Raw genomic sequence first — 22,581 nt, 5'->3', positions numbered from 1 at the left:
CCACCGGAAGCCCCCGGGGCTATCCCTCCCCGGGGGTTTTCTTGCCGTCCCCCATACCCGGATGGGGATAACATGGGGGCGTGGAACGCACCTATCTTTACCGGGGCCGGATCCTTAACCTGGCCCTGGAAGGCCGCTACGAGATCGTGGAGCACAAGCCGGCCGTGGCCGTCATCGCCCTAAGGGAGGGCCGGATGCTCTTCGTGCGCCAGATGCGCCCGGCGGTGGGCCTCGCCCCCCTGGAGATCCCGGCGGGGCTCATAGAGCCGGGAGAGGATCCCCTGGAGGCTGCCAGAAGGGAGCTGGCCGAGGAGACGGGGCTTTCCGGGGACCTCACCTATCTTTTCAGCTTCTACGTCTCCCCCGGCTTCACCGACGAGAAGACCTACGTGTTCCTGGCGGAGAACCTGGGGGAGGCCCAGGCCACCCCCGACGAGGACGAGGAGATAGAGGTGCTCTGGCTGAGGCCGGAGGAGGCCCTGGAGCTTCACCGAAGGGGCGAGGCGGAGTTCTCGGCCACGGGGATGGTGGGGGTGCTCTACTACCATGCTTTTCTCCGAGGTGGCTGACGTCCCCAAAGGGTCCAAGGTGGTGGCCGTGGGCTCCTTTGACGGGGTCCACCTCGGCCACCGGTTCCTCCTGCGCCAGGCCCTCTCCGAGGCCAAGGCCCTGAAGGAGCCCTTTCTGGTCTACACCTTTGACCCCCCCACCAAGGTCTTCACCCGGGGAGAGGGGTTCCTCATGGACCTCAGCGAGAAGGTGGAGGCCCTAAAGGAGGTGGGGGTGGAGCTCATCCTGGCCGTGCCCTTCAACGAGGCCTTCGCCCGCCGCCCGGCCGAGGCCTTCCTGGAGGACCTAAGGGCCTTAGGGGCGAGCCGGATCTATGTGGGAGAGGACTTCCGCTTCGGGCAGGGCCGGGCAGGGGGGCCGGAGGCCCTGGAGAAGGTGGCCCCCACGCGGGTGGTTCCCCTCCTCGCCCTGGGGGGGGAGGCGGTGAAGTCTAGCCGCATCCGCGCCCTGTTGCGAGAAGGCCGGGTGGAGGAGGCCCGCCATCTCCTGGGCCACCCCTACGGGGCCTACGGGGTGGTGGTGGAAGGGGACAGGGTGGGGCGGAGGCTGGGCTTTCCCACCGCCAACCTGGCCGTCCACCCCCTCAAGGTGCTTCCCCCGGGGGTCTTCGCCGTGGAAGCCGAGGGAGCCTTCGGGCGTTACAAAGGGGTGGCCAACGTGGGGACCAGGCCCACCTTGGGGGGCGGGGAGAGGCGCCTCGAGGTCCACCTCCTGGGCTTCGCCGGGGAGCTTTACGGGGAGGAGGTGCGGGTGCGCTTCCTCAAGCGCCTGCGGGAGGAAAGGCGGTTTCCCAGCCCGGAGGCCCTGAGGGAGCAGATCGCAGAGGACGTGGCGGCGGCCCGGGCCTACTTCGGGCTTTAGGGACACCTTTCCCCTGGCCCAGGGGGTAGCCTAGGGGGGATGGGGTGCGCCGAGCTGGCCTTGGTCTTGGCGGAGGCCAGGACCCGGGAGGAGGTGGTGCGGAAGGCCCTCCGCCTCCTGGAGGAGAAGGGGGTCATCCGCTGTGGGGAGGCCTACTGGGTGGGGGAGGACCTCCGCCTCTTCCAGATGCAGGCCTGCCGCGCCGCCTGCCCCCTGGTGGAGCGCTCGCGGCACCTGGCCGAGGCCGCGGCCACCACGGGAAACCCCGTGGCGGAGGACCCCTTTCTCGCCCTCCCCGTATCCCCCCCTGGGGGAAAGCCCCTGGCCGTCCTGGTCCTGAGCCTCGAGGCGGGGATGAGGCCCCCCGAGGCCTTGGGAGCCCTCCTCCTCCTCGCCCTCAAGCGGACGGGCCTGGGCCAGGCGGCGAGGCTTCTCCGGGCCCAGGAGGAGGAGCGCCGCCGGGTAGGCCGGGAGCTTCACGACGGGGTGGGGAGCCTCCTCACCGCCGCCCTCCTCACCCTAAAGGTGGCCGAGCGGCACCCAGAGAGGCTCGCCGAGGCCCGGGAACGGGTGGCGGAGGCCCTGGAGGAGGTGCGGCGGCTTTCCCGGGAGCTAAGGCTTCCCCTTTTGGACGACCTGGGCCTTCAGGAGGCCCTCCGGCGCTACCTGGAGGAGTACCGGAAAAACGGCCTCAGGGTGGAGGCTCGCCTGGAAGTGCCCCCGCTCCCCAAGGAGAAGGAGGTGGCCCTCTTCCGCGTGGTGCAGGAAGCCCTCACCAACGTGCTGCGCCACGCCCAGGCCCGAAGGGTACAGGTGGCCCTATGGACCGAGGGGGACCGTCTTTTCGGCCTGGTGGAGGACGACGGGCAGGGCTTTGATCCGGAGAAGACCCCGCCCTCGGTGGGCCTTCTGGGGATGCACGAGCGGGTCCAGGGCCTGGGGGGAAGCCTCCGCCTCCACTCGGCCCCCGGGGAGGGGACCCGGGTGGAGTTCGGGGTGCCGCTGTGAAACCCTCCCGGCGCAGGGCATAGGGGGCAAGGATGCGGATCCTGCTGGTAGAGGACCATCACCTGGTGCGCAAAGGGCTCAGGCTCCTCCTGGAGGAGGGAGGGCACCGGGTGGTGGGGGAGTTCGCCCGGGCGGAGGAGGCCCTAAGCGCCCCTTGGGAGGCCGACCTCGTCCTCCTGGACCTGAACCTGCCGGGGATGGGGGGCCTCGAGGCCCTCCCCCACCTGGCCGGGCGGGCCCCGGTCCTGGTAGTTTCCATGCACGACGAGCCCGCCTACGTGGCCCGGGCCTTCCAGCTGGGGGCCAAGGGGTACCTGCCCAAACACGCCCTGGACCAGGACCTCCTGGAGGCCCTGGAGCGGATGGCCAAAGGCCTCCGCTACCTCCACCCAAGCCTCACCCAGGCCCTCCTGGAGGGCCAGGCCACCCCGGGCCCCGAGGCGCTGTCCCGGCGGGAAAGGGCGGTGGTGGCCCTCCTGGCCCAGGGCTACACCCTATCCCAGGCCGCGGAGAAGCTCGGGCTCTCCGTCAAGACTGCCTCCACCTACAAGGCCCGGGCCCTCAACAAACTGGGCCTCATGGACACCCCTGAGCTGGTGCGCTGGGCCCGGGAGCACGGCCTGGCCTAGGGACATTTGCCTTAGGAAGACGGCCGACACGGCCAGGGAAAACCTTCCGTCTTGTGAAATGAGGGGCAAGCCCTAGCCTGGGACCGGGAGGTGGAGCATGGAACTCCTGGGCTGGGTCACAGCCAGTCTCTTCGCCCCTCCGGGAGAGGCCCTCTGGCGGGAGCTCCAAGGAGGGACCCTGGAGGAGGCCCTTTCCGAGCTCAAGGGCGGCCCGGTGGCCCTCCCCCGCCCCCCTTTGGCCGAGCTCCAGGCGGCCTACACCGCCCTCTTCGTGACCAACCCCCAAGGGGTCCCCGCCCCGCCCTACGCCGGTTACGCCCGGGACGGGGAGCTCCTGGGGCCCTCCTACCACCGGCTCCTGGAGCTTTATCGGGAGGGGGGCCTCGAGGTCCAGGAAACCTGGCGGGACCTTCCCGACCACCTGGCTGCCTTGGGGGAGGCCATGGCCCTCCTGGCCCCCAGGCGCCCCGACCTGGCGAGGAGGCTCGCCCAGGAGTTCCTGGCCCCTTGGCTCAAGCGGTTCGGCGAGGCGGTGAAGGCCCACGACCCCACGGGCTTTTACGCCGCCCTGGTGGGGTTTTTGCAGGAGGTAGTCCATGCAAAGACGGGAGTTTCTGAAGCTTAGCGCCCTCGGGGTGGGGGCCCTGGCCCTTAGGGGAAGCGGTCCCGCCAAGGCCCTTCGGGCCCCCTGGTACGCAAAGGAGGTGCGGAAGGTCTACCAGATCTGCGAGGGCTGCTTCTGGCGGTGCGGCATCGTGGCCTACGCCGTGGGCCAGCGGGTCTACAAGGTGGACGGCTACGAGGCCAACCCCAAAAGCCGCGGCCGCCTCTGCCCCCGGGGCCAGGGCATGCCCCAGACCACTTACGACCCCGATCGCCTGAAGCGCCCCCTCATCCGGGTGGAGGGTAGCCAAAGGGGCGAGGGGAAGTACCGGGTGGCCACCTGGGAAGAGGCCCTGGACCACGTGGCGGAGAGGATGCTCAAGATCCGGGAGACCTACGGCCCCGAGGCCGTGGCCTTCTTCGGCCACGGCACCGGGGACACCTGGTTCGTGGACTTCCTTCCCGCCGCCTGGGGAAGCCCCAACGCCGCCAAGCCCTCGGTGGCCATCTGCACCGCTCCCCGGGAGGTGGCCTCCCAGTGGGTCTTCGGCCGGCCCGTGGGCGGCCACGAGCCCGTGGACTGGGAAAACACCCGCTACATCGTCCTCATCGGCCACCACATCGGGGAGGACACCCACAACACCCAGCTCCAGGACTTCGCCCTGGCCCTGAGGCGGGGGGCCAAGCTGGTGGTGGTGGACCCCCGCTTCTCCACCGCCGCCGCCAAAGCCCACCGCTGGCTTCCCATAAAGCCCGGCGCCGACACCGCCTTGCTCCTGGCCTGGATCCACGTCCTCATCTACGAGGGGCTTTACGACCGGGAGTACGTGGAGAAGTACACCACCGGCTTTGAGGAGCTCAAGGCCCACGTGAAGGACTTCACCCCCGAGTGGGCCGAGAAGGAGACGGAGATCCCCGCAGGGGTGATCCGGGAAGTGGCCCGGGAGATGGCCGCCCACAAGCCCCAGGCCGTCCTCCCCCCCGGGCGGCACACCGTCTGGTACGGGGACGACACCTACCGCATGATGGCCCTCTTCTACGTGAACGTCCTCCTGGGGAACTACGGGCGGCCCGGGGGCTTTTACATCGCCCAGAGCCCCTACCTGGAGAAGTACCCCACCCCACCCCTCCCCCTGGAGCCCGCCGCCGGGGGATGCTCCGGCCCCGCAGGGGGCGACCACGAGCCGGAAGGCTTCCGCCCCCGTGCCGACAAGGGCAAGTTCTTCGCCAGGACCACGGCCATCCAGGAGCTCATTGAACCCATGATCACCGGGGAGCCCTACCCCATCAAAGGGCTCCTGGCCTACGGCATCAACCTCTTCCACTCCATCCCCAACGTGCCCCGCACCAAGGAGGCCCTGAAGAGGCTGGACCTTTACGTGGCCATAGACGTCCTGCCCCAGGAGCACGTGATGTGGGCGGATGTGATCCTGCCCGAGGCCACCTACCTGGAGCGCTACGACGACCTGGTGGCCGTGGCCCACAAGACCCCCTTCATAGAGCTCCGGGTGCCCGCCCACGAGCCCCTCTTTGACACCAGGCCGGGCTGGTGGATCGCCCGGGAGCTGGGCCTCAGGCTCGGCCTGGAGCAGTACTTCCCCTGGAAGGGCATTGAGGAGTACCTGGACACCCGCCTGCAAAGCATCGGCCTTGACCTAGAAACCCTGAAGGGCATGGGCACCCTGGTCCAGAAGGGGAAACCCTGGCTTACGGACTGGGAAAAGGAGGGGCGCCTGCCCTTCGGTACCCCCTCGGGAAAGATTGAGCTTTACTGCCAGGCCTTCAAGCAGGCCGGGCACCAGCCCCTTCCCGTCTACACGCCCCCCGAGCCCCCACCCCAGGGCTTCTACCGCCTCCTCTACGGCCGTAGCCCCGTGCACACCTTCGCCCGTACCCAGAACAACTGGGTCCTCATGGAGATGGACCCGGAAAACGAGGTCTGGGTCCACACCGAGGAAGCCCGTAAGCTCGGCCTGAAAAACGGGGACTACGCCTACCTGGTGAACCAAGACGGCGTCCGGGAGGGCCCGGTGCGGGTCAAGGCCACGGAGCGCATCCGCAGGGACTGCGTCTACCTGGTCCACGGCTTCGGCCACAAGGCCCCCCTGATGAAGGTGGCCCACGGCCGGGGAGCCTCGGACAACTACCTCCAGACCCGGTACAAGCTGGACCCCATCTCCGGCGGGGCGGGCCTGAGGGTGAACTTCGTGAAGCTGGAGAGGGCGGAAAGGCCCAGGCTCCCCTCCCTGGCCTCCCTGGCCCGCCGTCCTTTGGAGGAAAGGAGGATGTGATGGCCCGGTACGCCATGACCATAGACCTAAGCCTCTGCGTGGGCTGCGCCGCCTGCGCCGTGGCCTGCAAGATGGAGAACGAGGTGCCCCCAGGAGGCTTCCGCCTCTGGATCCGGGAGCGGGAACTGGGGGTTTTCCCCGACCTTGTGGTGGAGTTCCGGCCCGAGCAGTGCCTCCACTGCCAAAACCCCCCTTGCGTCCCCGTCTGTCCCACGGGGGCGAGCTACCAAAGGGAGGACGGCCTGGTACTGGTGGACCCCAAAAAGTGCATCGCCTGCGGGGCCTGCGTGGCCGCCTGCCCTTATGAGGCCCGCTACCTGCATCCCCAGGGCTACGTGGACAAGTGCACCTTCTGCGCCCACCGCCTGGACAAGGGGCGGCTCCCCGCCTGCGTGGAAACCTGCCCCACGAACTGCCGGGCCTTCGGGGACCTGGACGACCCGGAAAGCCCCGTGGTCAAGGCCCTGAAGGAGGCCGGGAGGGTGGACGTCCTGCGGGGGGAGCTGGGCACGAGGCCCAAGCTCTTCTACCTCAACGCTCCTTCCAAAAAGGGGCTTACCCGGGAAAGCGAGGTGCGCCATGACTGAGTTTTACGGTCTGCCCAACGCTGGGGAGTTTTGGCACTGGACCAACGCCCTGCACTTCGTCCTGGTGGGGCTGGCGGGGGGGATGGCCTTCCTGGCGGCCTTGCTGCACCTGAAAGGCCAGGAAGAGGCCAGGCGCTACACCCTCCTCGCCCTCCTCCTCATCGCCTTAGATCTTCTGGTGCTTTGGGCCGAGTCTCCGGCCCGCTTCCGCTTCACCCACATCTGGCTCTTCCTTTCCTTCCATCCCCAAAGCCCCATCTGGTGGGGCTCCTGGGGGCTTGCCCTTTCCTTCCTCTCGGCGGGGCTCCTTTACCTGGGCAAAGGGCCTAGAAAACTCCTAGCCTGGGGCCTCCTCCTCTTTAGCCTGGTGGCCTTGGGCTACCCCGGGATGGCCCTGGCGGTGAACCTGAACCGCCCCTTGTGGAACGCCCTCTTGGCGGGGGTCTTCCCCCTCACCGCTTTGGGCCTGGCCCTAGCCCTGGCGGCCCTCCTGGGAAGCCCTTGGTCCAAGGCCCCCTTGAGGATGGCCATGGGGGCGGTCCTCTTCCTGGCCCTGCTCTACCCCCTCACCCTCTCCTCGGAGGCCCGGGGCCACTTCCTGAAGGAGGGAGGCCTGCCCTTCTTCCTCTTCCTTCTCTCGGGGCTTGGGGTCTTCGGCAAGGAACGCCTCGCCCCCTGGGCGGGGCTCGTGGCGGCGGCCGGCCTCAGGGCCCTCTGGGTCCTGGTGGGCCAGTGGCAAGGACTGGGCCTTTAGGGGCTTAAGGCCCCTAGGGAATAAGGAGGTGGGTCATGAAAGGCATGAAGAAGCTGGCTTGGTTAGGGCTTTTGGCGGCGATTCCGGTGCTGGCACAGGCGACCACCGCCACCTTCTCCGCCCTGACGGTGCGGGAGCTGGGCAACTTCCTCACCGCCCTCCCCGCCGACTTCTACGGCATCCAGCCCGCCGCCGCCAAGCAGATGATGGACACCCTGGACGTCTTCATCCTGGACGTGCGGGAGCCCAGCGAGTTCAAGGACGGCCGCATCCCCGGTGCGGTGAACATCCCCATCCGCGACCTGCCCAAGAGGATCGGCGAGATCCCCAAGGGCAAGCCCATCATCATCTACTGCGGCATCGGACACCGGGGGGCCATGGGCCTGGTCTTCCTCCGGGGCCAGGGCTACAACGTGAAGAGCATCCTGGGCGGCTTCAAGGCCTGGACCGGGGCCAACCTACCCGTGGAGAAGTAGGCTGAAGCCCGGGGGGGCGGGGCCCACACCCCGCCCCCTTCTTAAGTGCCCCGTTGCGGCTTTTGCCGCAACGGGGGCCCCAAAAGGACTGGCTCACCCCTCGTCAAAATACGTGAGCTTGGGGTGCTTGTTGGCCCTAAGCTCGTCCAGGCGGCGGACCGGGGTGGTGTAGGGGGCGTTTTCCAGCCACTCCTTGGGCTTCTCTAGAAGCTCCCCCATGGCCTCGGCGAAGGCCTCGAGGGTCTCCTTGGCCTCGGTCTCCGTGGGCTCCACCATGAGGGCCTCCTTGACGATCAAGGGGAAGTAGACCGTGGGCGGGTGGAAGCCGAGCTCCAAAAGCCCCTTGGCGAGGTCCAGGGCGCGGAAGCCCGAAGGCGGCTGGGCCACGAACTCGTGCATGGTGGGCCCATCGTAGGGCACCCGGTAGCCCTTCTCCTTGAGGAGTTCCTTCAGGTAACGGGCGTTGAGCACGGAGAGGGCCGCGGCCTTCTTCAGGCCGGGGAGCCCCAGGGTGCGGATGTAGGCCCAGGCCCGCACCAGGGCCAGGAAGTTCCCGTAGAAGGCTTTGACCCGCCCGATGCTCTTGGGCCGCCCGAAGTCCAGGTAGAAGCCCTCCTCGCCCTTCGCCACCAGGGGCACGGGAAGGTAGGGGGCGAGGTGGGCCTTCACCCCCACCGGGCCGGAGCCCGGACCGCCCCCGCCGTGGGGCACGGTGAAGGTCTTGTGGAGGTTCAGGTGGACCACGTCAAAGCCCATGTCCCCGGGCCTGGCCCAGCCCATGATGGCGTTGAGGTTGGCCCCGTCGTAGTAGAGCTGGACCCCGGCCTCCTTGCAGAGCCTGGCGATCTCCAGGATGCGCCTCTCAAAGAGGCCTAAGGTGTTGGGGTTGGTGAGCATGAGGGCGGCCACGTGGGGGCCGAGCTCCCGCTTAAGGGCCTCGAGGTCCACCTCGCCGTCGGGCCCCGAGGGGATCTCCTTCACCTGGTAGCCCGCCATGCTGGCGGTGGCGGGGTTGGAGCCGTGGGCGGAGTCGGGCACGAGGACCACCCTCCTCGTCCTCCCCTCCCCCCGGTCCTCGTGGTAGGCGCGGATGATCAGGATCCCGGTGAGCTCCCCGTGGGCCCCGGCGGCGGGCTCTAAGGTGATGGCGTCCATGCCGGTGAGGGTCTTGAGGTACTCCCCGAGCTCCCACATGAGGGCCAAAGCCCCCTGGGCCGTCTTAGGGTCCTGGTAGGGGTGGAGGTCTTGGAAGAGCCTCGCCGCCTCCTCGTGGAGCTTGGGGTTGTACTTCATGGTGCAGGACCCCAAGGGGTAGAAGGTGGTGTCCACCCCCACCTGGCGGCGGGAGAGGTTGGTGTAGTGGCGCACCAGGGTGAGCTCGTCCACCTCGGGAAGCCGGGGAGGGGTTTCCCTGAGGTGCTCCTTGGGGAGGAAGTCCTCCGCCCTGGGGACCTCCTTGACCAGCCTCAGGCCCCGTCTTCCCTTGCGGCTCCGTTCAAAGATCAGGGGATAGCTCATGCCAGCACCTCCCTAAGGGCCTCCCGGAAGGCCAAGAGGTCCCCCTCCTCGTGAAGCTCGGTGGCGGCGAAGAGGGCCAGGTTCTCCCCGTACTCCCCGGGCACCGGGGTGGCCCCGTGGAAGCCTCTTTGGGCCAAGGCCCGGCGCACCGCCGCGGGGTCCCGGGGAAGCCTCAGGGCGAACTCGTTGAAGAAGGGCTCCGGGGTGAAGGGAAGGACCCCGGGGATCTCCAGGAGAAGGGCCCGAAGCCGGTGGGCCATGGCCACCCCCTTCAGGGCCACCTCCCTAAGCCCCTCGGGGCCCAGGGCCGCCAGGTACATGGCCCCCATGAGGGCGGTGAGCTGGGCGTTGGTGGTGATGTTGCTCTTGGCCTTGGCCCGCCTTATGTACTGCTCCCGGGCCTGGAGGGTGAGGATATAGCCCCGCCTGCCCTCGGCGTCCACGGTCTCGGAGACGAGCCTTCCCGGAAGCTGGCGCACGAAGGCCTTCCGGGTGGCGAGAAAGCCGAAGTGGGGGCCGCCAAACCCCATGGGAAGCCCCAGGGCCTGCCCGTCCCCCACGGCCACGTCGGCCCCCAAGGCCCCCGGGGGCTTGAGGAGGGCCAGGGAGAGGGGGTCGGCCACGGCCACGAGGAGGGCCCCGGCGCCGTGGGCGGCCTCGGCGAAGGGCTTTAGGTCCTCCAGGGCCCCCAGGAAGTTGGGGTTCTGGACCACCACCGCCCCCACCTCCGGCCCCACCTCGGGGACAGGGGTCCTTCCCCCTACCAGGGGAAGGGTCCTGAGCCCGGCCCCCACGGCCTCGAGGTAGGCCTTGAGGACCTCCCGGTACTCGGGGTGGACCCCCTGGGAGACCAAAACCCCCATCCTGCCCGTCTCCCGGAGGGCGAGGAGCACCCCTTCCGCCAGGGCGGTGGCCCCGTCGTACATGGAGGCGTTGGCGATCTCCAGGCCCGCAAGCTCGGCGATCATGGTTTGGTACTCAAAGGTGGCCTGGAGAACCCCCTGGCTCACCTCGGGCTGGTAGGGGGTGTAGGCGGTGAGGAACTCCCCCCTTAGGGCCAGGGCCTGGACCACGGGGGGCACGTGGTGGCTCCGCACCCCGCCGCCCAGGAAGGCCTTGGGGGCGGGGCGGTTTTGGGCCGCAAGCCGCCTTAACTCCTCCAACACCTTCCACTCCGGGAGGGGCTCGGGGAGGTCTATGGGGGGGTTCAGGATCTCCTCGGGCAGGTGGGCGTAGAGGCCCTGAAGGTCTTCCACCCCCACCCGCCTGAGCATCTCCCGGATCTCTTCCTCCGTGTGGGGCGTGTAGTCCATGGCTCCATCCTTAAACAAAACCCCAGGGCCATTTGCCCCGGGGCTACAGAAGGCCCTCCCGCCCTAAGGAGCGGGCGAGGCCAGGGCCTTTGGACCTCATGCCTCGCTCTCCAGGACCACCTGGTAGCCCTGGGCGTCCAGAAGCCCGTCCAGGTCGGCCATGTTCCGGGGCTTGAGGCGGAAGATCCAGCCCTCCCCGTAGGGGTCCTGGTTGACGAGCTCGGGGGTCTTCTCCAGGGCGGGGTTCACCTCCACCACCTCCCCGGCCACGGGGGCGTAGATGTCGGAGGCGGTCTTCACGCTCTCCACCACCGCCACCGCCTCGCCCTTCTCCACCACCCGGCCCACCTCGGGTAGCTCCACGTAGACCACGTCGCCAAGGGCGTCCTGGGCGTAGTCGGTGATGCCGACGAGCACCGTGTCCCCTTCGGGCAGGGCCCACTCGTGGGTCTTGGTATAGAAGCGGTCCTTTGGGATGTCCATAGCGCCTCCTAACCCCCGCTATTTTAGCGGCACAAAGGGGAGAGGGCTAAGGGCGGCGGGGACTGCCCGGCCCCGGACCTCCACCTGGAAAGGCCCCTCCGCCTCCTTCTCCACGTAGGCCAGGGCGATGCCCTTCTCCAAGAGGGGGGAGTACCCCCCGCTGGTCACCCGGCCCACGGGGCGCTCCCCAGAAAGCACCCGGTACCCCTCCCGGGGAATGCCCGTCTCCAGCACCAGGCCCACGAGCCTTTCCCGGCAGGCCTCCGAGAGCATGGCCTCCTTGCCCAGGTAGGCCTTCTCCCCCTTCACCACCCAGGCCCAGGGGGTGCAGAGGGGGTTGGTGGCTTCGGTGAGCTCGTGGCCGTAGAGGGGGAAGCCCGCCTCGAGCCTCAGGGTGTCCCGGGCGCCGAGGCCGGAAGGCTTAGCCCCCGCTCCCAGGAGGGCCTCAAAGACGGGCTCGGCGTCCTCCGGGGCCAGGAAGACCTCAAACCCGTCCTCCCCCGTGTACCCGGTGCGGGCGAGGCGGGCGGGGCGCCCCGCCACCCGGGCCGGGAAGACGTTGTTTTTTCTCTTCTGGGAGAGGTCCACGTCCACCAGGCCCTGGAGGATCTCCGCCGCCTTGGGACCCTGGAGGGCGAGAAGGGCGGTCTTTTGGGAAAGGTCCAGAAGCTCCACCCGGAAGCCCTGGGAAAGGGCCTTTAGGTGGGCGAAGTCCTTGGCGATGTTGGCGGCGTTCACCACCATGAGGTACTCCTCCTCCCCCAGGCGGTAGAGGTAGATGTCGTCCACCACGCCGCCCCTTTCGTTGGGGAGCATGGAGTACTGGGCCCTTCCCACCTTGAGGCGGCTCGCATCGTTCACCGTGGCCCACTGGAGGAAGGCCAAGGCCTCCTCCCCCCGGATGAGGAACTCCCCCATGTGGCTCACGTCAAAGAGGCCGGCTTCCCGGCGCACCGCTAGGTGCTCCTCCACGATGGAGGTGTACTGCAGGGGGAGGAGGTAGCCGGCGAAGGCCACCATCCGCCCTCCGTGGCGCAGGTGGGCCTGGTAAAGAGGGGTCTCCTTCATGGCAAGGCTATCCTACCCCTTCAAAAAAGCTCCCGCCTCAGGGCCTCGGCGGAGTTGTCCTCCAGGACCTCCTCCTTCTTGGTGGCCCAGGCGGGGAAGGGGAAGTGGACGAGGAGGGGCACGGGGATCTCGGGCTGGTGGAGGATCACCGCCCCCTGGGGCAGGATGAGGGCCCTTTGGCGAAAGGAGGCGGGGAGGTAGCGGTACTCGGGGCGCTCCGCCTCGGCGGCGTCCAGCCGCCCCACCACCCGGATGGCGGCGTTCCCCACCACCCGCCTCTCCACCTCGCTCGCCGTCTGCTGGGCCCCGATGAGGATGACCCCCAAGGAGCGCCCCCTTTCGGCGATGTCCAGGAGCACGTCCTTGATGGGGCTTTCCTCCTCCCTGGGGGCGTACTTGTTGAGCTCGTCCAAGACGACGAAGACCCTTCCCCGGTACTGCCCCCGCTCCTTCCTCTCAAAGAGGTCCTTGAGGAGGCTTCCCACCACGAACATCTGCCCCTGGGGGGAGAGCTTGGCCAGGTCCACCACGTGGACCTGCTCGCCCTTCAAGGGGTCTGGGGGGTTTCCGGGACGGTCGCCGCGGACCAGGTGGCCCACGTTCTCCACGCTTGAGCGCAGGCGCCGGACGAAGGCCTCGAGGGTCCCTTTGGCCTGGCGGGCGGTCCAGGTCCTATCCCCTTCCCCCTCCCCGGTCTCGGGGCCCAGGAGCTTGTGCTCCAGGTAGCGCACCAGGTCGGAGAAGCTCTTGAGGCGCACCTTGCCCAGCTGGTCAAAGGAGGCGCCCTCGGGAACCTCCTCCCCGGGCCAGTCCTCCACCAGGAGGTGGGGGCCCTTCTGCCCCTCGGCGAGGCGCCGGAGCTTTTCCGTGAGGTGCTGGACCAGGAAGCCCAGGTTGGTCATGAGGCCCCGGTCGGCGAAGAGGAAGGGAAGGAGACCCCTCTGGGCGAACTGGACCAGGTCCCAGTGGTAGGCCCTGACCCCCTCCAGGCGGGAGTCCAGGTCGGGCACGTACCCCTCCTTCTTGGGCGGGGCCAGGAAGGCCACGCTCCCGAAGGGCGTGGCGGGCAGGCCGAGCCTCTCGTAAGCCCGTCTGGCCTCCTCGGTGAGGCGGGCGTTGGGCTTGTCCAGGAAGAAGAGGTCCTCCCCCTTGACGTTGAAGAGGAGGACCTTGGCCTGGTGGGCGTCCTCCAGGACCCCGCTTTCCAGGAGGCTCTTGAGGAGGAAGGTGGCGTAGCTGGTCTTGGCCGCCACCCCGCTGATGCCCGAGATGTTCACGTGCCCGCCCTTCACGCCGTTTAAGAACTCCAGGTTGAGGTAGGCCACCTCCCCGTTCTTCAGAAACCCCGCGGGGAGCTTGGTGCTCCCCCTTTGGTTCCGCATGGCCTCGTAGTAGAGGGCGAGCTCCAGATCCTCCCCCTGGGCCAGAAAGACCGCGGAGCCCGGGTCCGGGGGGAAGAACTCCTCGGGGAGGATGCGGGTCACGCTCACGTGGGCCACGTAGGCCAGGCTCACGGGGATCTTCCCCTCCACCGCCAAGAAGGTGTCGGTGTCAAAGCTTTCCCCCTCGTGGACCTTGGCCACGTGGTCCACCATGCCGAAGTAGCGCACCCGGCCCACCTGGGGGTGGTAGCCCTCCACCACCACCAGGTCATCCAGGCGCAAAAGCCCGTCCCCCTCCACCCCCACCCAGAACTCCAGGGGGGTGGCCTCCCGGCGTCCCAAGACCACGCCGATGCGCTTCACCTCGCACCTCCTAGATACCTGGAGAGAAGGCGGCCCACCACCTCGGGCCTGCCCATCCTGCGGGAAAGCTCCCGCTCCAGCCCCCCCACGGGCAGGAGGTTTTGGGGGGCCCTGGGGTCCTTCACCGGGTGGGAGGCCAGGGCGGGGAAGAGCCCCAAAGAAAGGTCGGCAAGCTCCCCGTAGGGGCCCTCCAGAGGGGTTTCCACCCGGAGAAGCCCCGCCCAGGGCGGCCGAAGCCCCTCCGGGGGCAAAGGCAGGCGCAGGTACCAGCTGGCGAGCTCCAGGCCCCTCCGGCGGACCCGGAAGGCGGGGGTGCGCTCTCCCGGGGCCAAGGCCTCCAGGAGGGCCTCCCGTTCCTTGGGCAGGTAGCGGGCCCAGTGGGTCTTGATGTAGCCGAGGAGGGGGCCTTCCCGCAGGAGGCGCACCGGGCCGTCCACCACGAGAAGCCCCCCCTCCATCCCCTCGGCCACCTCCCTCTCCAGGGCCTCCCGGGCGGCCCTAAGCCCCGCCTGGAGCCCCTCCAGGCCCTCCCCCAAGGCCGCCACCGGCTCGTAGAGGAGCTCCCCCACTCCCAGGGCCTCCTCCAGCCCCACCCCCACCCGGCGGACCCTAAGGCCCAGGAGGCCCACCCTTCCCCCCGCAAGGACCACCGCCCCGGCAGCCACGCACCCCAGGAGGGCCAGGCGGGCCCCCTGGACCACCAGGGCCTCGGCCCGCTCCCGGCCGTCCACGAAGTAGAGGGGGTCAGGCCAAGGGGCCCCGGTCCCCCGCCTCGCCTCCCAGGGCTCCTCCAGGGGGCGGAAGGCCTCGGGCTCCAGGGCCAGGGGAGGTTCCTCCTGGAGCCGGGCGGGCTCGAGGCTTAGGAGGCGCCAGGCCATGCCCCTAGATTACCGGGGCCGGGCGGTAGGGGAGGTACTTGGGCTCCCAGAAGCGGCTCCGCACGAACTCCTGGAGGCCCTTGAAGGAAAGCCCCTGGATCCGCTCCTCCTCCGCCACCCCTTCTTCCAAGGCCTTGGCCATCACCCGGGCGGCCACGTAAGGGGAGACCTCCCGCATCCGGGCCACGGGGGGGTAGAGGAGGTCGGGAAAGTGCCTGGTGGTGTAGTCGTAGAGGGCATAGGCGGCCTCGAGGACCATCCCGTCCGTCACCTCCCGGGCCCGGGCCAAGACCGCCCCCAGGCCGAGACCCGGGAAGACGAAGGCGTTGTTCCCCTGGCCGATGGGAATGGTCCGCCCCTTGAAGCCCACCGGGGGGAAGGGGCTTCCCGCCGCCACCAGGGCTTGGCCTTCCGTCCAGTAGATGAGGTCGTCGGGCAGGGCCTCCGTGGCCGAGGTGGGGTTGGAAAGGGGGAAGATCACCGGGCGGGGGGCGTTTTTCAGCATGGCCCGCACCACGGGCTCGGTGAAGCTTCCCGCCTGGCCGGAGAGGCCCAGGAGGACCGTGGCCCGGGCGTTCTCCACGGTCTCCAGAAGGTTGGGGTAGGCCCCCGCAAAGCGCCAGCCCTGGAGGCGCTCGGGTTTTTGGGCGTAGGGCCTTTTGTAGTCCTCCATGGCCCGGCCCTCCACCAGAAGACCCTTGGAGTCTAGGACGAGGACGCGGGCCTTGGCCTCCTCCTCGGAGAGGCCCTCCCGCTTCATCCCCTCCACCAGGGCCCAGGCCACCCCAACCCCCCCGGCCCCGGCCCCGTAGACCACCACCACCTGCTCCGAAAGCCTCTCCCCCTTTAAGCGGCAGGCGGAGAGCACCCCGGCCAGGGCCACCGCCCCCGTCCCCTGGATGTCGTCGTTGAAGGAGGGGACCACCCTGCGGTAGCGTTCCAGGACGTTGAAGGCTGCCTCCTTGGAAAAGTCCTCCCACTGGATGAGGGCTTTGGGATAGCGCCGCCGCACCGCCTCCACGAAGCGGTCCAGGAACCGGTAGTAGGCCTCGCCCTTAAGGCGCTTATGCCGCACCCCCAGGTAGAGGGGGTCCTTGAGGAGGTCCTCCCGGTCGGTGCCCACGTCCAGCTCCACGGGCAGGGTCTTGTCGGGGCCCACCCCGCCCACGGCGGTGTAGAGGGTGAGCTTGCCGATGGAGATGGCCATCCCCCCGTAACCCTGGTCCCCGATGCCCAGGATGGCCGAGGAGTCCGTGGCCACGATGAGGCGCACCTCCTCCAAGGGCACGTTCTGGAGGGCCTCCTCTATGCGGTCAATGTTGGCGGTGCTCGCGGTAAAGCCCCGGGGGTAGCGGTAGATGTGGGAGAACTCCCGCACCGCCTCCCCCACCGTGGGGGTGTAGAGGATGGGAAGCATCTCCTCCAGGTGGTCCACCAAGAGGGCGTAGAAGAGGACCTCGTTCCGGTCCTGGAGGTGGCGCAGGTAGATGTGCTTCTCCAGGGGGCTTTGGACGAGGCGGTAGCGGCGGTAGACCCGCTCCTTCTGTTCCTCCAGGGTGTTCACGTGGGGAGGAAGGAGGCCTTCTAAGCCCAGGGCCCGACGCTCCTCCTCGGTGAAGGCCGTGCCCTTGTTGAGGAGGGGAAGCCTGAGGAGCAAAAACCCCGTGACGTAGGGCTCCAGGTAGCGCTCGCCTCTCTCGTCCCGCTTGACGTCGTAGTAACGGCTAACCGGCATGGGCCCATTCTCCCACGGGCCAAGGCAGGGCACCAGGGGAAAAATGACCCCGCTGCCCTCCGGGGGCTACACGTTGAACCCGAACATGCGCATCATGCGCTTGCCCTCCTCGGTCATCTTGGCGGGGGTCCAGGGGGGGGTCCAGACGAACTCCACGTTCACCCCCTGCACCCCAGGCAGGCGCATCACGGCCATCTCGGCGTCGGCCTTGACCACGTCCTGGGCCGGGCAGCCGATGGCGGTGAGGGTCATGGTGATGTCCACCACGCCGTTCTCGTGGATCTCCACGCCGTAGACCAGGCCCAGGTCCACGATGTTCACCGGGATCTCCGGGTCGTAGACCACCTTCAGGGCCTCGAGGACCTGCTCCTTGGTGGGCAACGCCGGGGCCGCTTCCCCTTGGGACACCCTCTGCACCTCGTCCATGCCTCCGAGTATAGCCAAAGGCCCCGGGCCCCGTCCCCTCTTTGCCCACCTTTGGCGTATACTGGTCCCGGTTGGGGAGTAGCCCCAAGGCCGGTCCCCCGTCATGACGGGCCCGGAGGCCCCGGGGGCCGGGAGGGCGGAAGCCCTCGGGCGAGACCACCGCCTCTGGCGGTGGTCCTTTCTTTTGGGAGGTGGAGCATGGAACTCACGGGCGCCCTCGCGGCCATCCTGACGCTTGTCGTCCTCGAGGTCCTCCTTTCGGCGGACAACGCCCTCATCCTCGGGGTCATGGTCCAGAAGCTTCCCGCGCACCTGCGGCGAAAGGCCCTCTTCTACGGCATCCTGGGGGCCTATATCCTCCGGGGCCTCGCCCTGCTCTTCGCCACCCTGGTCATCAAGCTCTGGTGGGTGCAGGCCCTGGGGGCGGCCTACCTCCTCTACATCGCCTTGAGGCACTTCCTGAGGCCCGAGGAGGCCCACGCCCCCCCACCCCTGGAGGTGAGCGCGGCCCAGTTCTGGAAGGTGGTGGCCCAGGTGGAGCTCATGGACCTGGCCTTCGCCGTGGACTCCGTCCTGGTGGCCGTGGCCCTTTCGAACAGGCTCTGGGTGATCTACACCGGCGTCTTCCTGGGCATCCTCGCCCTCCGGATGCTGGCAAGCCTCGTGGTCTCCCTCCTGGACCGCTACCCCCGCTTCGCCCACCTGGCCTACCTGGTGGTGGGCCTGGCCGGGGTGAAGCTCGCCGTGGGCGGGTGGGACAAGCTGGCCAAGGAGGTCCTCCTCCGCCCCGAGCTGGCCTTGGGGCTCAGCAAAGAGGCCTTCAGCCTCCTTATCCTCCTGGTCCTCCTTCTGGGTAGCCTCTGGGCCACCCGCAAGCCCGCCCCCGCATGAGCGCCCTCCTCCTCCTCGCCCCCCTCTCCCTCTTTCTGGAGACGGGCCTTCCCATCGGCCTCTTCGTCCCCGGGGGGGACACCCTCCTCCTCGCCCTGGGGGCCTTGGCCGGGGAAGGAGGCCTCAGGCCCTTCCCCCTCCTCCCCCTCCTCTTCCTGGGAAGCTTCCTCGGCCACCTCCTGGGCTACGCCCTGGGGCGGTACGGGGGGAAAACCCTGAGGCGGCGCTTCCCCGAGGACCTCTGGCGAAAGGGCGAGCGCCTGGCCCTCCGCTTTGGCCCCCTCGTCCTCCTCCTCGCCCCCTTCCTGGGAGGGGTGCGCGCCCTCGTCCCCTTCCTCTTCGGGGCCTGGGGCTTCCCCCTCGCCCGCTTCCTCCCCCTGGTGGCCTTAGGAAGCCTCCTCTGGACCCAGGGGCTTTTCCTTCTGGGCTACTTCCTGGGCCAACACCTCCCCCTCTGGGCCATCCTCTTGGGGCTTCTCCTCCTGGCGGGCGTGGGGCTTTCCCTTTCCCGGCGCCCCTCCCGCTGCGGGTAGCGGCCCGAAGCCCCCATGCACGGAGCGGCATCACACGTACTTCTCCCCCCGGACAACCCAGACGTTCTCCACGTAGGCGATGACGGCGTAGTGAGGGAAGTAGCTTTCCTGTAGTTTTTCCAGAATCCTTAGGGCCACCTCCTCGCTCACGATGGTCTCCAGCCGGATGTTCTGCCCCTCCCAGTCCACGCTTCTAATCCCCCGGGAGCCCTCCCCCCGGGCCGGGGTGATGGTGTACCCCTTGGCCCCCAGGCGCTTGATCTCTTCCACCAGCCTCTTCTCCAGAAGGCTCTCCGCCACGATGGTCACGAGCTTCAAGGGCACCAGGTCCATGCCTAACCTCCCCAAAGGACCGCCAGGGCGTGGTAGAGGGGAATCCCCAGGACCAGGTTAAAGGGAAAGGTCACGGCGAGGCTTGCCGTGAGGTACAAACTGGGGTTGGCCTCGGGAAGGGCGATCCTCACGGCGGCCGGGGCGGCGATGTAGGAAGCGCTCGCCGCCATGGCCGCAAGCACCGTGGCCCCCCCGGGGGAGAGCCCCGCCAGGTGGCCGAGGTAAGCCCCCAAGGCCCCGTGGAAGAGGGGAAGCAGGGTTCCGTAGGCCACCAAGCGGAGGCCTACCTGCCGGAGGGCGGAGACCCTCGAGGCCGCCACCATGCCCAGGTCCAGGAGAAAGAGGGTCAGGGCCCCGTAAAAGGGGTCCACGAAGAAGGCCTTCACCCGTTCCATCCCCGCCTCTCCCGAGAGGAGCCCCACGAGAAGCCCCCCCAGGAGGAGGACCACGCTCTTCCCCGTGAGGACCTCCCTCAGGGCCTCCCCCAGGCGACCCCCGCCCCGCTTGGCGAAGAGGAGGGCCACCACGATCCCCGGCACCTCCAGAAGGGCCACCAGGGTGGGCAGAAACCCCTCGGGGCGGTGGCCCACCTCCTGGGCAAAGGTGAGGGCCGCGAGGAAGGTGACGGCGGAGACCGAGCCGTAGTGGGCGGCCAGGGCCCCGGCGTCCGCCCGCCCCACCCGGAGGAGGCGGCGGGCCAGGGCGTAGCCCGTGAGGGGGCGGAAAAGGCCCAGGAAAAGGGTGGCCAAGGCCGGGAGGAGCAGGGCCGAGAGGGGCGTTTTGGAAAGCTCCACCCCGCCTTTAAAGCCGATGGCGAAGAGGAGGTAGATGGAAAGGGCGGTGTAGAGGGCCTCGGGAAAGGCGAGGTCGCTCTTAAGCCACCGGGCCAGGGCCCCCAGGAAGAAGGCCAGGACCATGGGGGAAAGGAGGTTAAGGCGCAAAAGCTCCAAGGTGTCCATCCCCTTACCTTTACAATCCCGGGAGGGGCTTTTACAATCCGGTACGATGGCGCCGTTGGTAGGCCTCATCATGGGTTCCCGCTCGGACTGGGAGACCATGCGCCATGCGGCGGAGACCCTGGAGGCCCTAGGCATCCCCTACGAGGTGCGCGTGGTCTCCGCCCACCGCACCCCGGACCTCATGGCCGAGTACGCCAAGACCGCCGAGGAGAGGGGGCTCATGGTCCTCATCGCCGGGGCCGGGGGGGCGGCCCACCTCCCCGGGATGACCGCTGCCCACACGCCTCTTCCCGTCCTCGGGGTCCCCGTGGAAAGCCGGGCCCTAAAGGGCCTGGACTCCCTCCTCTCCATCGTCCAGATGCCCGCGGGGGTCCCCGTAGGCACCCTGGCCATCGGGAAGGCGGGGGCGGTGAACGCAGCCCTTCTTGCCGCAAGCATCGTGGGCCTCAAGTACCCCGAGGTGATGGAGCGCCTCAAGGCCTACCGCCAGGCCCAGACCGAGGCGGTCCTCGCCCACCCCGACCCCAGGGAGGGGGCATGATCGGCGTCCTGGGCGGGGGGCAGCTGGGGCGGATGCTGGCCCTTGCGGGTTACCCCTTGGGGCTTTCCTTCCGCTTCCTGGACCCTTCCCCCGAGGCCTGCGCCGGGCAGGTGGGGGGGCTGGTGGTGGGGGGCTTCTCGGACGAGGAGGCCCTTTCCCGCTTCGCCCAGGGGCTTTCCCTCGCCACCTACGAGTTTGAGAACGTGCCCGTGGAGGTGGTCCACCTCCTCGCGGAAAAGCTTCCCGTCTACCCCCCGCCCAAGGCCCTGGAGGTGGCCCAGGACCGCCTAAAGGAAAAGCGCTTCTTCCAGGGCCTCGGGGTGCCCACGCCCCCCTTCCACCCCGTGGACGGGCCAAAGGACCTGGAGGAGGGCCTGAAGCGGGTGGGCCTTCCCGCCCTCCTCAAGACCAGGCGGGGGGGCTACGACGGCAAGGGGCAGGTTCTGGTGCGCACGGAGGGGGAGGCCCGGGAAGCCCTCCTGGCCTTAGGGGGAAAAGGGGTGATCCTCGAGGGCTTCGTTCCCTTTGACCGGGAGGTCTCCCTCCTCGCCGTGCGGGGGCGGGGCGGGGAGGTGGCCTTCTATCCCTTGGTGGAGAATCACCACCGGGGAGGGGTCCTCAGGCTCTCCCTGGCCCCGGCCCCCGGGGCCTCCGAGGCCTTGCAGGGGAAGGCGGAGGCCTACGCCCTGAGGGCCATGGAAGCCCTGGACTACGTGGGCGTCCTAGCCCTGGAGTTCTTCCAGGTAGGGGAGGAACTCCTCTTCAACGAGATGGCCCCCCGGGTGCACAACTCCGGCCACTGGACCATAGAGGGGGCGGAGACGAGCCAGTTCCAAAACCACCTCCGGGCCATTCTAGGCCTCCCCTTGGGGAGCACCGCCCCAAGGGGGCACAGCGCCATGGTGAACCTCATCGGGTGGAAACCCGACTTCGCCGAGGTCCTTAAGGTGGAAGGGGCCCACCTGCACTGGTACGGCAAGGCGGTGCGCCCCGGGCGCAAGGTGGGGCACATCACCCTGAGGCGGGATAATCTGAAGGCGCTAAGGGAGGGGCTCGCCCGGCTCGCCCCCCTGGCCGGGTTGCCCTGGGAGGAGCGCCTCTAAACACCCCGGCACAGGGAGGCCACGCCCGGGCCCCAAAAGAACCCCACACCGAGGGGTGGGGGGAAGGGTATAATTCTCCCCACCAAGGAGGCCAGGCATGGATCGCGCGGCCAGGCTAAGGGAAGTGGTTCGGAAGGCCAAAGCCCACCCCGTGTACGCGGAAAAGCTCCGGGGGGTAGACCCGGAAAAGCTCGCCCTCGAGGACCTCCCCTCCCTGCCCCTCACCACCCGGGAGGAGTGGCTGGCCTACCTCAAGGAAAACCCCACCCCGCCCCCCGGGGCGAGCCTCATGCACCTCACCCCAAGCCCCGCCTTAGGCTGGATGCCCGAGTACCTCTCCCAAGAGGACCTGCGCTACCAGGCGGAAGCCTTGGCGGAGCACTACCGGAGGCTTGGGATCGTGGGCAGGAAGGTGCTGGTGGCCTTCAGCTACCACGTCTTCGCCGGGGGATGGCTCTTCCACCAGGCCCTATGGCGGGCGGGAAACATGGTCCTCCCCCACGGCCCCGGGGAGGCGGCCCGCATCGCCGAGATCGGCCAGCGCTACGGCTTTGACGTCCTGGTCACCAATCCCTCCTTCGCCCTGAAGGTGGGGCAGGCGGGAGGGCGCTTCCCCCTCCTTTTGGCGGGGGGGGAGCCCTTCACCTCGGTGCCCGGCTTCCGGGAGAAGGTGGAGGCCCTCCTGGGCGGCACCGCCCTGGACGCCTACGGCACCAGCGAGCTCGGCATCGTGGCCGGGGAACGGATGGAGAAGGACGGGCTTTGGGAGATCCCGGAGATGGCGGTCCTGGAGGTTCTAGACCCCGAGACCCTGAAGCCCGTCCCCCAGGGGGAGAAGGGGGAGCTGGTGGTCACCGCCTTAAGCCGCACCCTCATGCCCATGGTGCGCTTCCGCACCGGGGACCTGGCCGTGGCCGAGAGGCGGGAAGGCCTCACCGTGCTCCCCCGGGGAGTCTTCGGCCGCACGGACCAGATGGTGAAGGTGAAGGGGGTCAAGCTCTACCCCACGGAGCTCGCCCCCATCCTGGCGGGCTTCGGCCTGGACTCCAGGGGCTTTCAGGTGGTGGTGGAGCGGAAGCTGGAGGGTACGGACAAGCTGGTGCTCCGCCTGAAGGCGGAAAAGGTCCCCCCCGGGCTCTTTGAGGCCATCCAGAAGGCCACGGGCCTCAGGGTGGACGAGGCGGAGCTGGTGGAGGCCCTGGAAGGGGGCCTGGTGGTGGACCGGAGGTTCTAATACCACCCCATGCTGGCCCAAGCCAGCATGGGGTCCCCGAGC

General features: G+C 68.8%; 24 protein-coding genes. 14 read left to right on the top strand and 10 right to left on the bottom strand.

Going from position 1 to position 22,581, the window contains the following annotated elements; all coding sequences use genetic code 11:
* The first annotated feature begins 80 nt into the window (after window positions 1–80).
* The 9 genes from ACZ5RK_RS05790 (at window position 81) to ACZ5RK_RS05750 (ending at window position 7,779) form a co-directional block, all read left to right on the top strand.
* On the top strand, window positions 81–569 hold the full coding sequence (locus ACZ5RK_RS05790; RefSeq protein ID WP_464910013.1) for an NUDIX hydrolase: 489 nt from the start codon (window positions 81–83) through the stop codon (window positions 567–569).
* Window positions 547–1,431 carry a riboflavin biosynthesis protein RibF gene (gene ribF, locus ACZ5RK_RS05785; protein ID WP_464910012.1) on the top strand — a complete coding sequence of 295 codons (885 nt, stop codon included), beginning with the start codon at window positions 547–549 and terminating at the stop codon, window positions 1,429–1,431. Before ACZ5RK_RS05790 ends, ribF begins: the two co-directional genes overlap by 23 nt.
* Window positions 1,432–1,470: 39 nt before the next feature.
* Entirely contained in the window at window positions 1,471–2,439 is a 969-nt protein-coding gene (locus tag ACZ5RK_RS05780; protein ID WP_464910011.1) for a sensor histidine kinase, read from the top strand.
* A gap of 32 nt (window positions 2,440–2,471) precedes the next feature.
* A complete protein-coding gene (locus tag ACZ5RK_RS05775) occupies window positions 2,472–3,068 on the top strand; it encodes a response regulator (protein ID WP_464910010.1) in 597 nt (198 codons plus the stop codon).
* A gap of 97 nt (window positions 3,069–3,165) precedes the next feature.
* Window positions 3,166–3,693, top strand: coding sequence for a TorD/DmsD family molecular chaperone (locus ACZ5RK_RS05770; RefSeq protein WP_464910009.1), 528 nt, complete (start codon window positions 3,166–3,168; stop codon window positions 3,691–3,693).
* Complete coding sequence (locus tag ACZ5RK_RS05765) at window positions 3,665–5,962, top strand: molybdopterin-dependent oxidoreductase (protein WP_464910008.1); 2,298 nt, start codon at window positions 3,665–3,667, stop codon at window positions 5,960–5,962. The genes ACZ5RK_RS05770 and ACZ5RK_RS05765 overlap by 29 nt, the downstream gene beginning before the upstream one ends.
* Window positions 5,962–6,549 (top strand): 4Fe-4S dicluster domain-containing protein, encoded by a 588-nt coding sequence (locus ACZ5RK_RS05760; protein WP_464910007.1) that lies wholly within the window; start codon window positions 5,962–5,964, stop codon window positions 6,547–6,549. Before ACZ5RK_RS05765 ends, ACZ5RK_RS05760 begins: the two co-directional genes overlap by 1 nt.
* The gene (locus ACZ5RK_RS05755) at window positions 6,542–7,303 is read left to right on the top strand and encodes a polysulfide reductase NrfD family protein (RefSeq protein ID WP_464910006.1); all 762 of its coding nucleotides are present in this window, start codon (window positions 6,542–6,544) and stop codon (window positions 7,301–7,303) included. Before ACZ5RK_RS05760 ends, ACZ5RK_RS05755 begins: the two co-directional genes overlap by 8 nt.
* Window positions 7,304–7,338: 35 nt before the next feature.
* On the top strand, window positions 7,339–7,779 hold the full coding sequence (locus ACZ5RK_RS05750) for a rhodanese-like domain-containing protein (protein ID WP_054647451.1): 441 nt from the start codon (window positions 7,339–7,341) through the stop codon (window positions 7,777–7,779).
* Between the two features lie 93 nt (window positions 7,780–7,872).
* Here ACZ5RK_RS05750 and gcvPB read toward each other — a convergent pair whose 3' ends face one another.
* The 8 genes from gcvPB to ACZ5RK_RS05710 all read right to left on the bottom strand — a co-directional run bounded on the left by gcvPB (window position 7,873) and on the right by ACZ5RK_RS05710 (window position 16,945).
* On the bottom strand, window positions 7,873–9,297 hold the full coding sequence (gene gcvPB, locus ACZ5RK_RS05745; protein WP_464910005.1) for an aminomethyl-transferring glycine dehydrogenase subunit GcvPB: 1,425 nt from the start codon (window positions 9,295–9,297) through the stop codon (window positions 7,873–7,875).
* A complete protein-coding gene (gcvPA, locus tag ACZ5RK_RS05740; protein WP_464910004.1) occupies window positions 9,294–10,610 on the bottom strand; it encodes an aminomethyl-transferring glycine dehydrogenase subunit GcvPA in 1,317 nt (438 codons plus the stop codon). Before gcvPA ends, gcvPB begins: the two co-directional genes overlap by 4 nt.
* Window positions 10,611–10,706: 96 nt before the next feature.
* On the bottom strand, window positions 10,707–11,093 hold the full coding sequence (gene gcvH / locus ACZ5RK_RS05735) for a glycine cleavage system protein GcvH (protein ID WP_464910003.1): 387 nt from the start codon (window positions 11,091–11,093) through the stop codon (window positions 10,707–10,709).
* An 18-nt stretch (window positions 11,094–11,111) separates the two neighbouring features.
* Entirely contained in the window at window positions 11,112–12,161 is a 1,050-nt protein-coding gene (gene gcvT, locus ACZ5RK_RS05730; protein ID WP_464910002.1) for a glycine cleavage system aminomethyltransferase GcvT, read from the bottom strand.
* A 20-nt stretch (window positions 12,162–12,181) separates the two neighbouring features.
* On the bottom strand, window positions 12,182–13,906 hold the full coding sequence (locus ACZ5RK_RS05725) for an ATP-binding protein (protein ID WP_464910001.1): 1,725 nt from the start codon (window positions 13,904–13,906) through the stop codon (window positions 12,182–12,184).
* A complete protein-coding gene (locus ACZ5RK_RS05720; protein WP_464910000.1) occupies window positions 13,903–14,784 on the bottom strand; it encodes a nuclease in 882 nt (293 codons plus the stop codon). Before ACZ5RK_RS05720 ends, ACZ5RK_RS05725 begins: the two co-directional genes overlap by 4 nt.
* A gap of 4 nt (window positions 14,785–14,788) precedes the next feature.
* The gene (locus ACZ5RK_RS05715) at window positions 14,789–16,519 is read right to left on the bottom strand and encodes an NAD-dependent malic enzyme (protein ID WP_464909999.1); all 1,731 of its coding nucleotides are present in this window, start codon (window positions 16,517–16,519) and stop codon (window positions 14,789–14,791) included.
* A 66-nt stretch (window positions 16,520–16,585) separates the two neighbouring features.
* Complete coding sequence (locus tag ACZ5RK_RS05710; RefSeq protein ID WP_054647574.1) at window positions 16,586–16,945, bottom strand: metal-sulfur cluster assembly factor; 360 nt, start codon at window positions 16,943–16,945, stop codon at window positions 16,586–16,588.
* A gap of 198 nt (window positions 16,946–17,143) precedes the next feature.
* Here ACZ5RK_RS05710 and ACZ5RK_RS05705 point away from each other — a divergent pair, with 198 nt between their 5' ends.
* The gene (locus tag ACZ5RK_RS05705; protein WP_464909998.1) at window positions 17,144–17,836 is read left to right on the top strand and encodes a TerC family protein; all 693 of its coding nucleotides are present in this window, start codon (window positions 17,144–17,146) and stop codon (window positions 17,834–17,836) included.
* The gene (locus ACZ5RK_RS05700) at window positions 17,833–18,369 is read left to right on the top strand and encodes a DedA family protein (protein ID WP_464909997.1); all 537 of its coding nucleotides are present in this window, start codon (window positions 17,833–17,835) and stop codon (window positions 18,367–18,369) included. Before ACZ5RK_RS05705 ends, ACZ5RK_RS05700 begins: the two co-directional genes overlap by 4 nt.
* Before the next feature lie 30 nt (window positions 18,370–18,399).
* On the opposite strand, the gene ACZ5RK_RS05695 is transcribed toward ACZ5RK_RS05700, so the two are convergent.
* On the bottom strand, window positions 18,400–18,702 hold the full coding sequence (locus ACZ5RK_RS05695; RefSeq protein ID WP_464909996.1) for a P-II family nitrogen regulator: 303 nt from the start codon (window positions 18,700–18,702) through the stop codon (window positions 18,400–18,402).
* Window positions 18,703–18,704: 2 nt separating this feature from the next.
* Window positions 18,705–19,661, bottom strand: a complete 957-nt coding sequence (locus ACZ5RK_RS05690) for a sodium-dependent bicarbonate transport family permease (protein WP_464909995.1) — start codon at window positions 19,659–19,661, stop codon at window positions 18,705–18,707.
* A 46-nt stretch (window positions 19,662–19,707) separates the two neighbouring features.
* Here ACZ5RK_RS05690 and purE point away from each other — a divergent pair, with 46 nt between their 5' ends.
* The 3 genes from purE to ACZ5RK_RS05675 all read left to right on the top strand — a co-directional run bounded on the left by purE (window position 19,708) and on the right by ACZ5RK_RS05675 (window position 22,539).
* Window positions 19,708–20,202, top strand: a complete 495-nt coding sequence (gene purE, locus ACZ5RK_RS05685; RefSeq protein WP_464909994.1) for a 5-(carboxyamino)imidazole ribonucleotide mutase — start codon at window positions 19,708–19,710, stop codon at window positions 20,200–20,202.
* Window positions 20,199–21,305 (top strand): 5-(carboxyamino)imidazole ribonucleotide synthase, encoded by a 1,107-nt coding sequence (locus ACZ5RK_RS05680; protein WP_464909993.1) that lies wholly within the window; start codon window positions 20,199–20,201, stop codon window positions 21,303–21,305. The genes purE and ACZ5RK_RS05680 overlap by 4 nt, the downstream gene beginning before the upstream one ends.
* A 97-nt stretch (window positions 21,306–21,402) precedes the next feature.
* Window positions 21,403–22,539 carry a phenylacetate--CoA ligase family protein gene (locus ACZ5RK_RS05675; RefSeq protein ID WP_464909992.1) on the top strand — a complete coding sequence of 379 codons (1,137 nt, stop codon included), beginning with the start codon at window positions 21,403–21,405 and terminating at the stop codon, window positions 22,537–22,539.
* Window positions 22,540–22,581: the final 42 nt, after the last annotated feature.

It is taken from the genome of Thermus kawarayensis JCM 12314 (genome assembly GCF_055393575.1).
Note: the sequence above shows the minus strand (reverse complement) of the source record. Positions and strands in the feature narration are given on the sequence as shown.

Bases quoted from the DNA above. Each gene is read 5' to 3' on its own strand.
- ribF (WP_464910012.1), top strand. From the start codon at position 547: ATGCTTTTCTCCGAGGTGGCTGACGTCCCCAAAGGGTCCAAGGTGGTG.
- ACZ5RK_RS05780 (WP_464910011.1), top strand. From the start codon at position 1,471: ATGGGGTGCGCCGAGCTGGCCTTGGTCTTGGCGGAGGCCAGGACCCGG.
- ACZ5RK_RS05775 (WP_464910010.1), top strand. From the start codon at position 2,472: ATGCGGATCCTGCTGGTAGAGGACCATCACCTGGTGCGCAAAGGGCTC.
- ACZ5RK_RS05770 (WP_464910009.1), top strand. From the start codon at position 3,166: ATGGAACTCCTGGGCTGGGTCACAGCCAGTCTCTTCGCCCCTCCGGGA.
- ACZ5RK_RS05765 (WP_464910008.1), top strand. From the start codon at position 3,665: ATGCAAAGACGGGAGTTTCTGAAGCTTAGCGCCCTCGGGGTGGGGGCC.
- ACZ5RK_RS05760 (WP_464910007.1), top strand. From the start codon at position 5,962: ATGGCCCGGTACGCCATGACCATAGACCTAAGCCTCTGCGTGGGCTGC.
- ACZ5RK_RS05755 (WP_464910006.1), top strand. From the start codon at position 6,542: ATGACTGAGTTTTACGGTCTGCCCAACGCTGGGGAGTTTTGGCACTGG.
- ACZ5RK_RS05750 (WP_054647451.1), top strand. From the start codon at position 7,339: ATGAAAGGCATGAAGAAGCTGGCTTGGTTAGGGCTTTTGGCGGCGATT.
- gcvPB (WP_464910005.1), bottom strand. From the start codon at position 9,297: ATGAGCTATCCCCTGATCTTTGAACGGAGCCGCAAGGGAAGACGGGGC.
- gcvPA (WP_464910004.1), bottom strand. From the start codon at position 10,610: ATGGACTACACGCCCCACACGGAGGAAGAGATCCGGGAGATGCTCAGG.
- gcvH (WP_464910003.1), bottom strand. From the start codon at position 11,093: ATGGACATCCCAAAGGACCGCTTCTATACCAAGACCCACGAGTGGGCC.
- gcvT (WP_464910002.1), bottom strand. From the start codon at position 12,161: ATGAAGGAGACCCCTCTTTACCAGGCCCACCTGCGCCACGGAGGGCGG.
- ACZ5RK_RS05720 (WP_464910000.1), bottom strand. From the start codon at position 14,784: ATGGCCTGGCGCCTCCTAAGCCTCGAGCCCGCCCGGCTCCAGGAGGAA.
- ACZ5RK_RS05715 (WP_464909999.1), bottom strand. From the start codon at position 16,519: ATGCCGGTTAGCCGTTACTACGACGTCAAGCGGGACGAGAGAGGCGAG.
- ACZ5RK_RS05710 (WP_054647574.1), bottom strand. From the start codon at position 16,945: ATGGACGAGGTGCAGAGGGTGTCCCAAGGGGAAGCGGCCCCGGCGTTG.
- ACZ5RK_RS05705 (WP_464909998.1), top strand. From the start codon at position 17,144: ATGGAACTCACGGGCGCCCTCGCGGCCATCCTGACGCTTGTCGTCCTC.
- ACZ5RK_RS05700 (WP_464909997.1), top strand. From the start codon at position 17,833: ATGAGCGCCCTCCTCCTCCTCGCCCCCCTCTCCCTCTTTCTGGAGACG.
- ACZ5RK_RS05695 (WP_464909996.1), bottom strand. From the start codon at position 18,702: ATGGACCTGGTGCCCTTGAAGCTCGTGACCATCGTGGCGGAGAGCCTT.
- ACZ5RK_RS05690 (WP_464909995.1), bottom strand. From the start codon at position 19,661: ATGGACACCTTGGAGCTTTTGCGCCTTAACCTCCTTTCCCCCATGGTC.
- purE (WP_464909994.1), top strand. From the start codon at position 19,708: ATGGCGCCGTTGGTAGGCCTCATCATGGGTTCCCGCTCGGACTGGGAG.
- ACZ5RK_RS05680 (WP_464909993.1), top strand. From the start codon at position 20,199: ATGATCGGCGTCCTGGGCGGGGGGCAGCTGGGGCGGATGCTGGCCCTT.
- ACZ5RK_RS05675 (WP_464909992.1), top strand. From the start codon at position 21,403: ATGGATCGCGCGGCCAGGCTAAGGGAAGTGGTTCGGAAGGCCAAAGCC.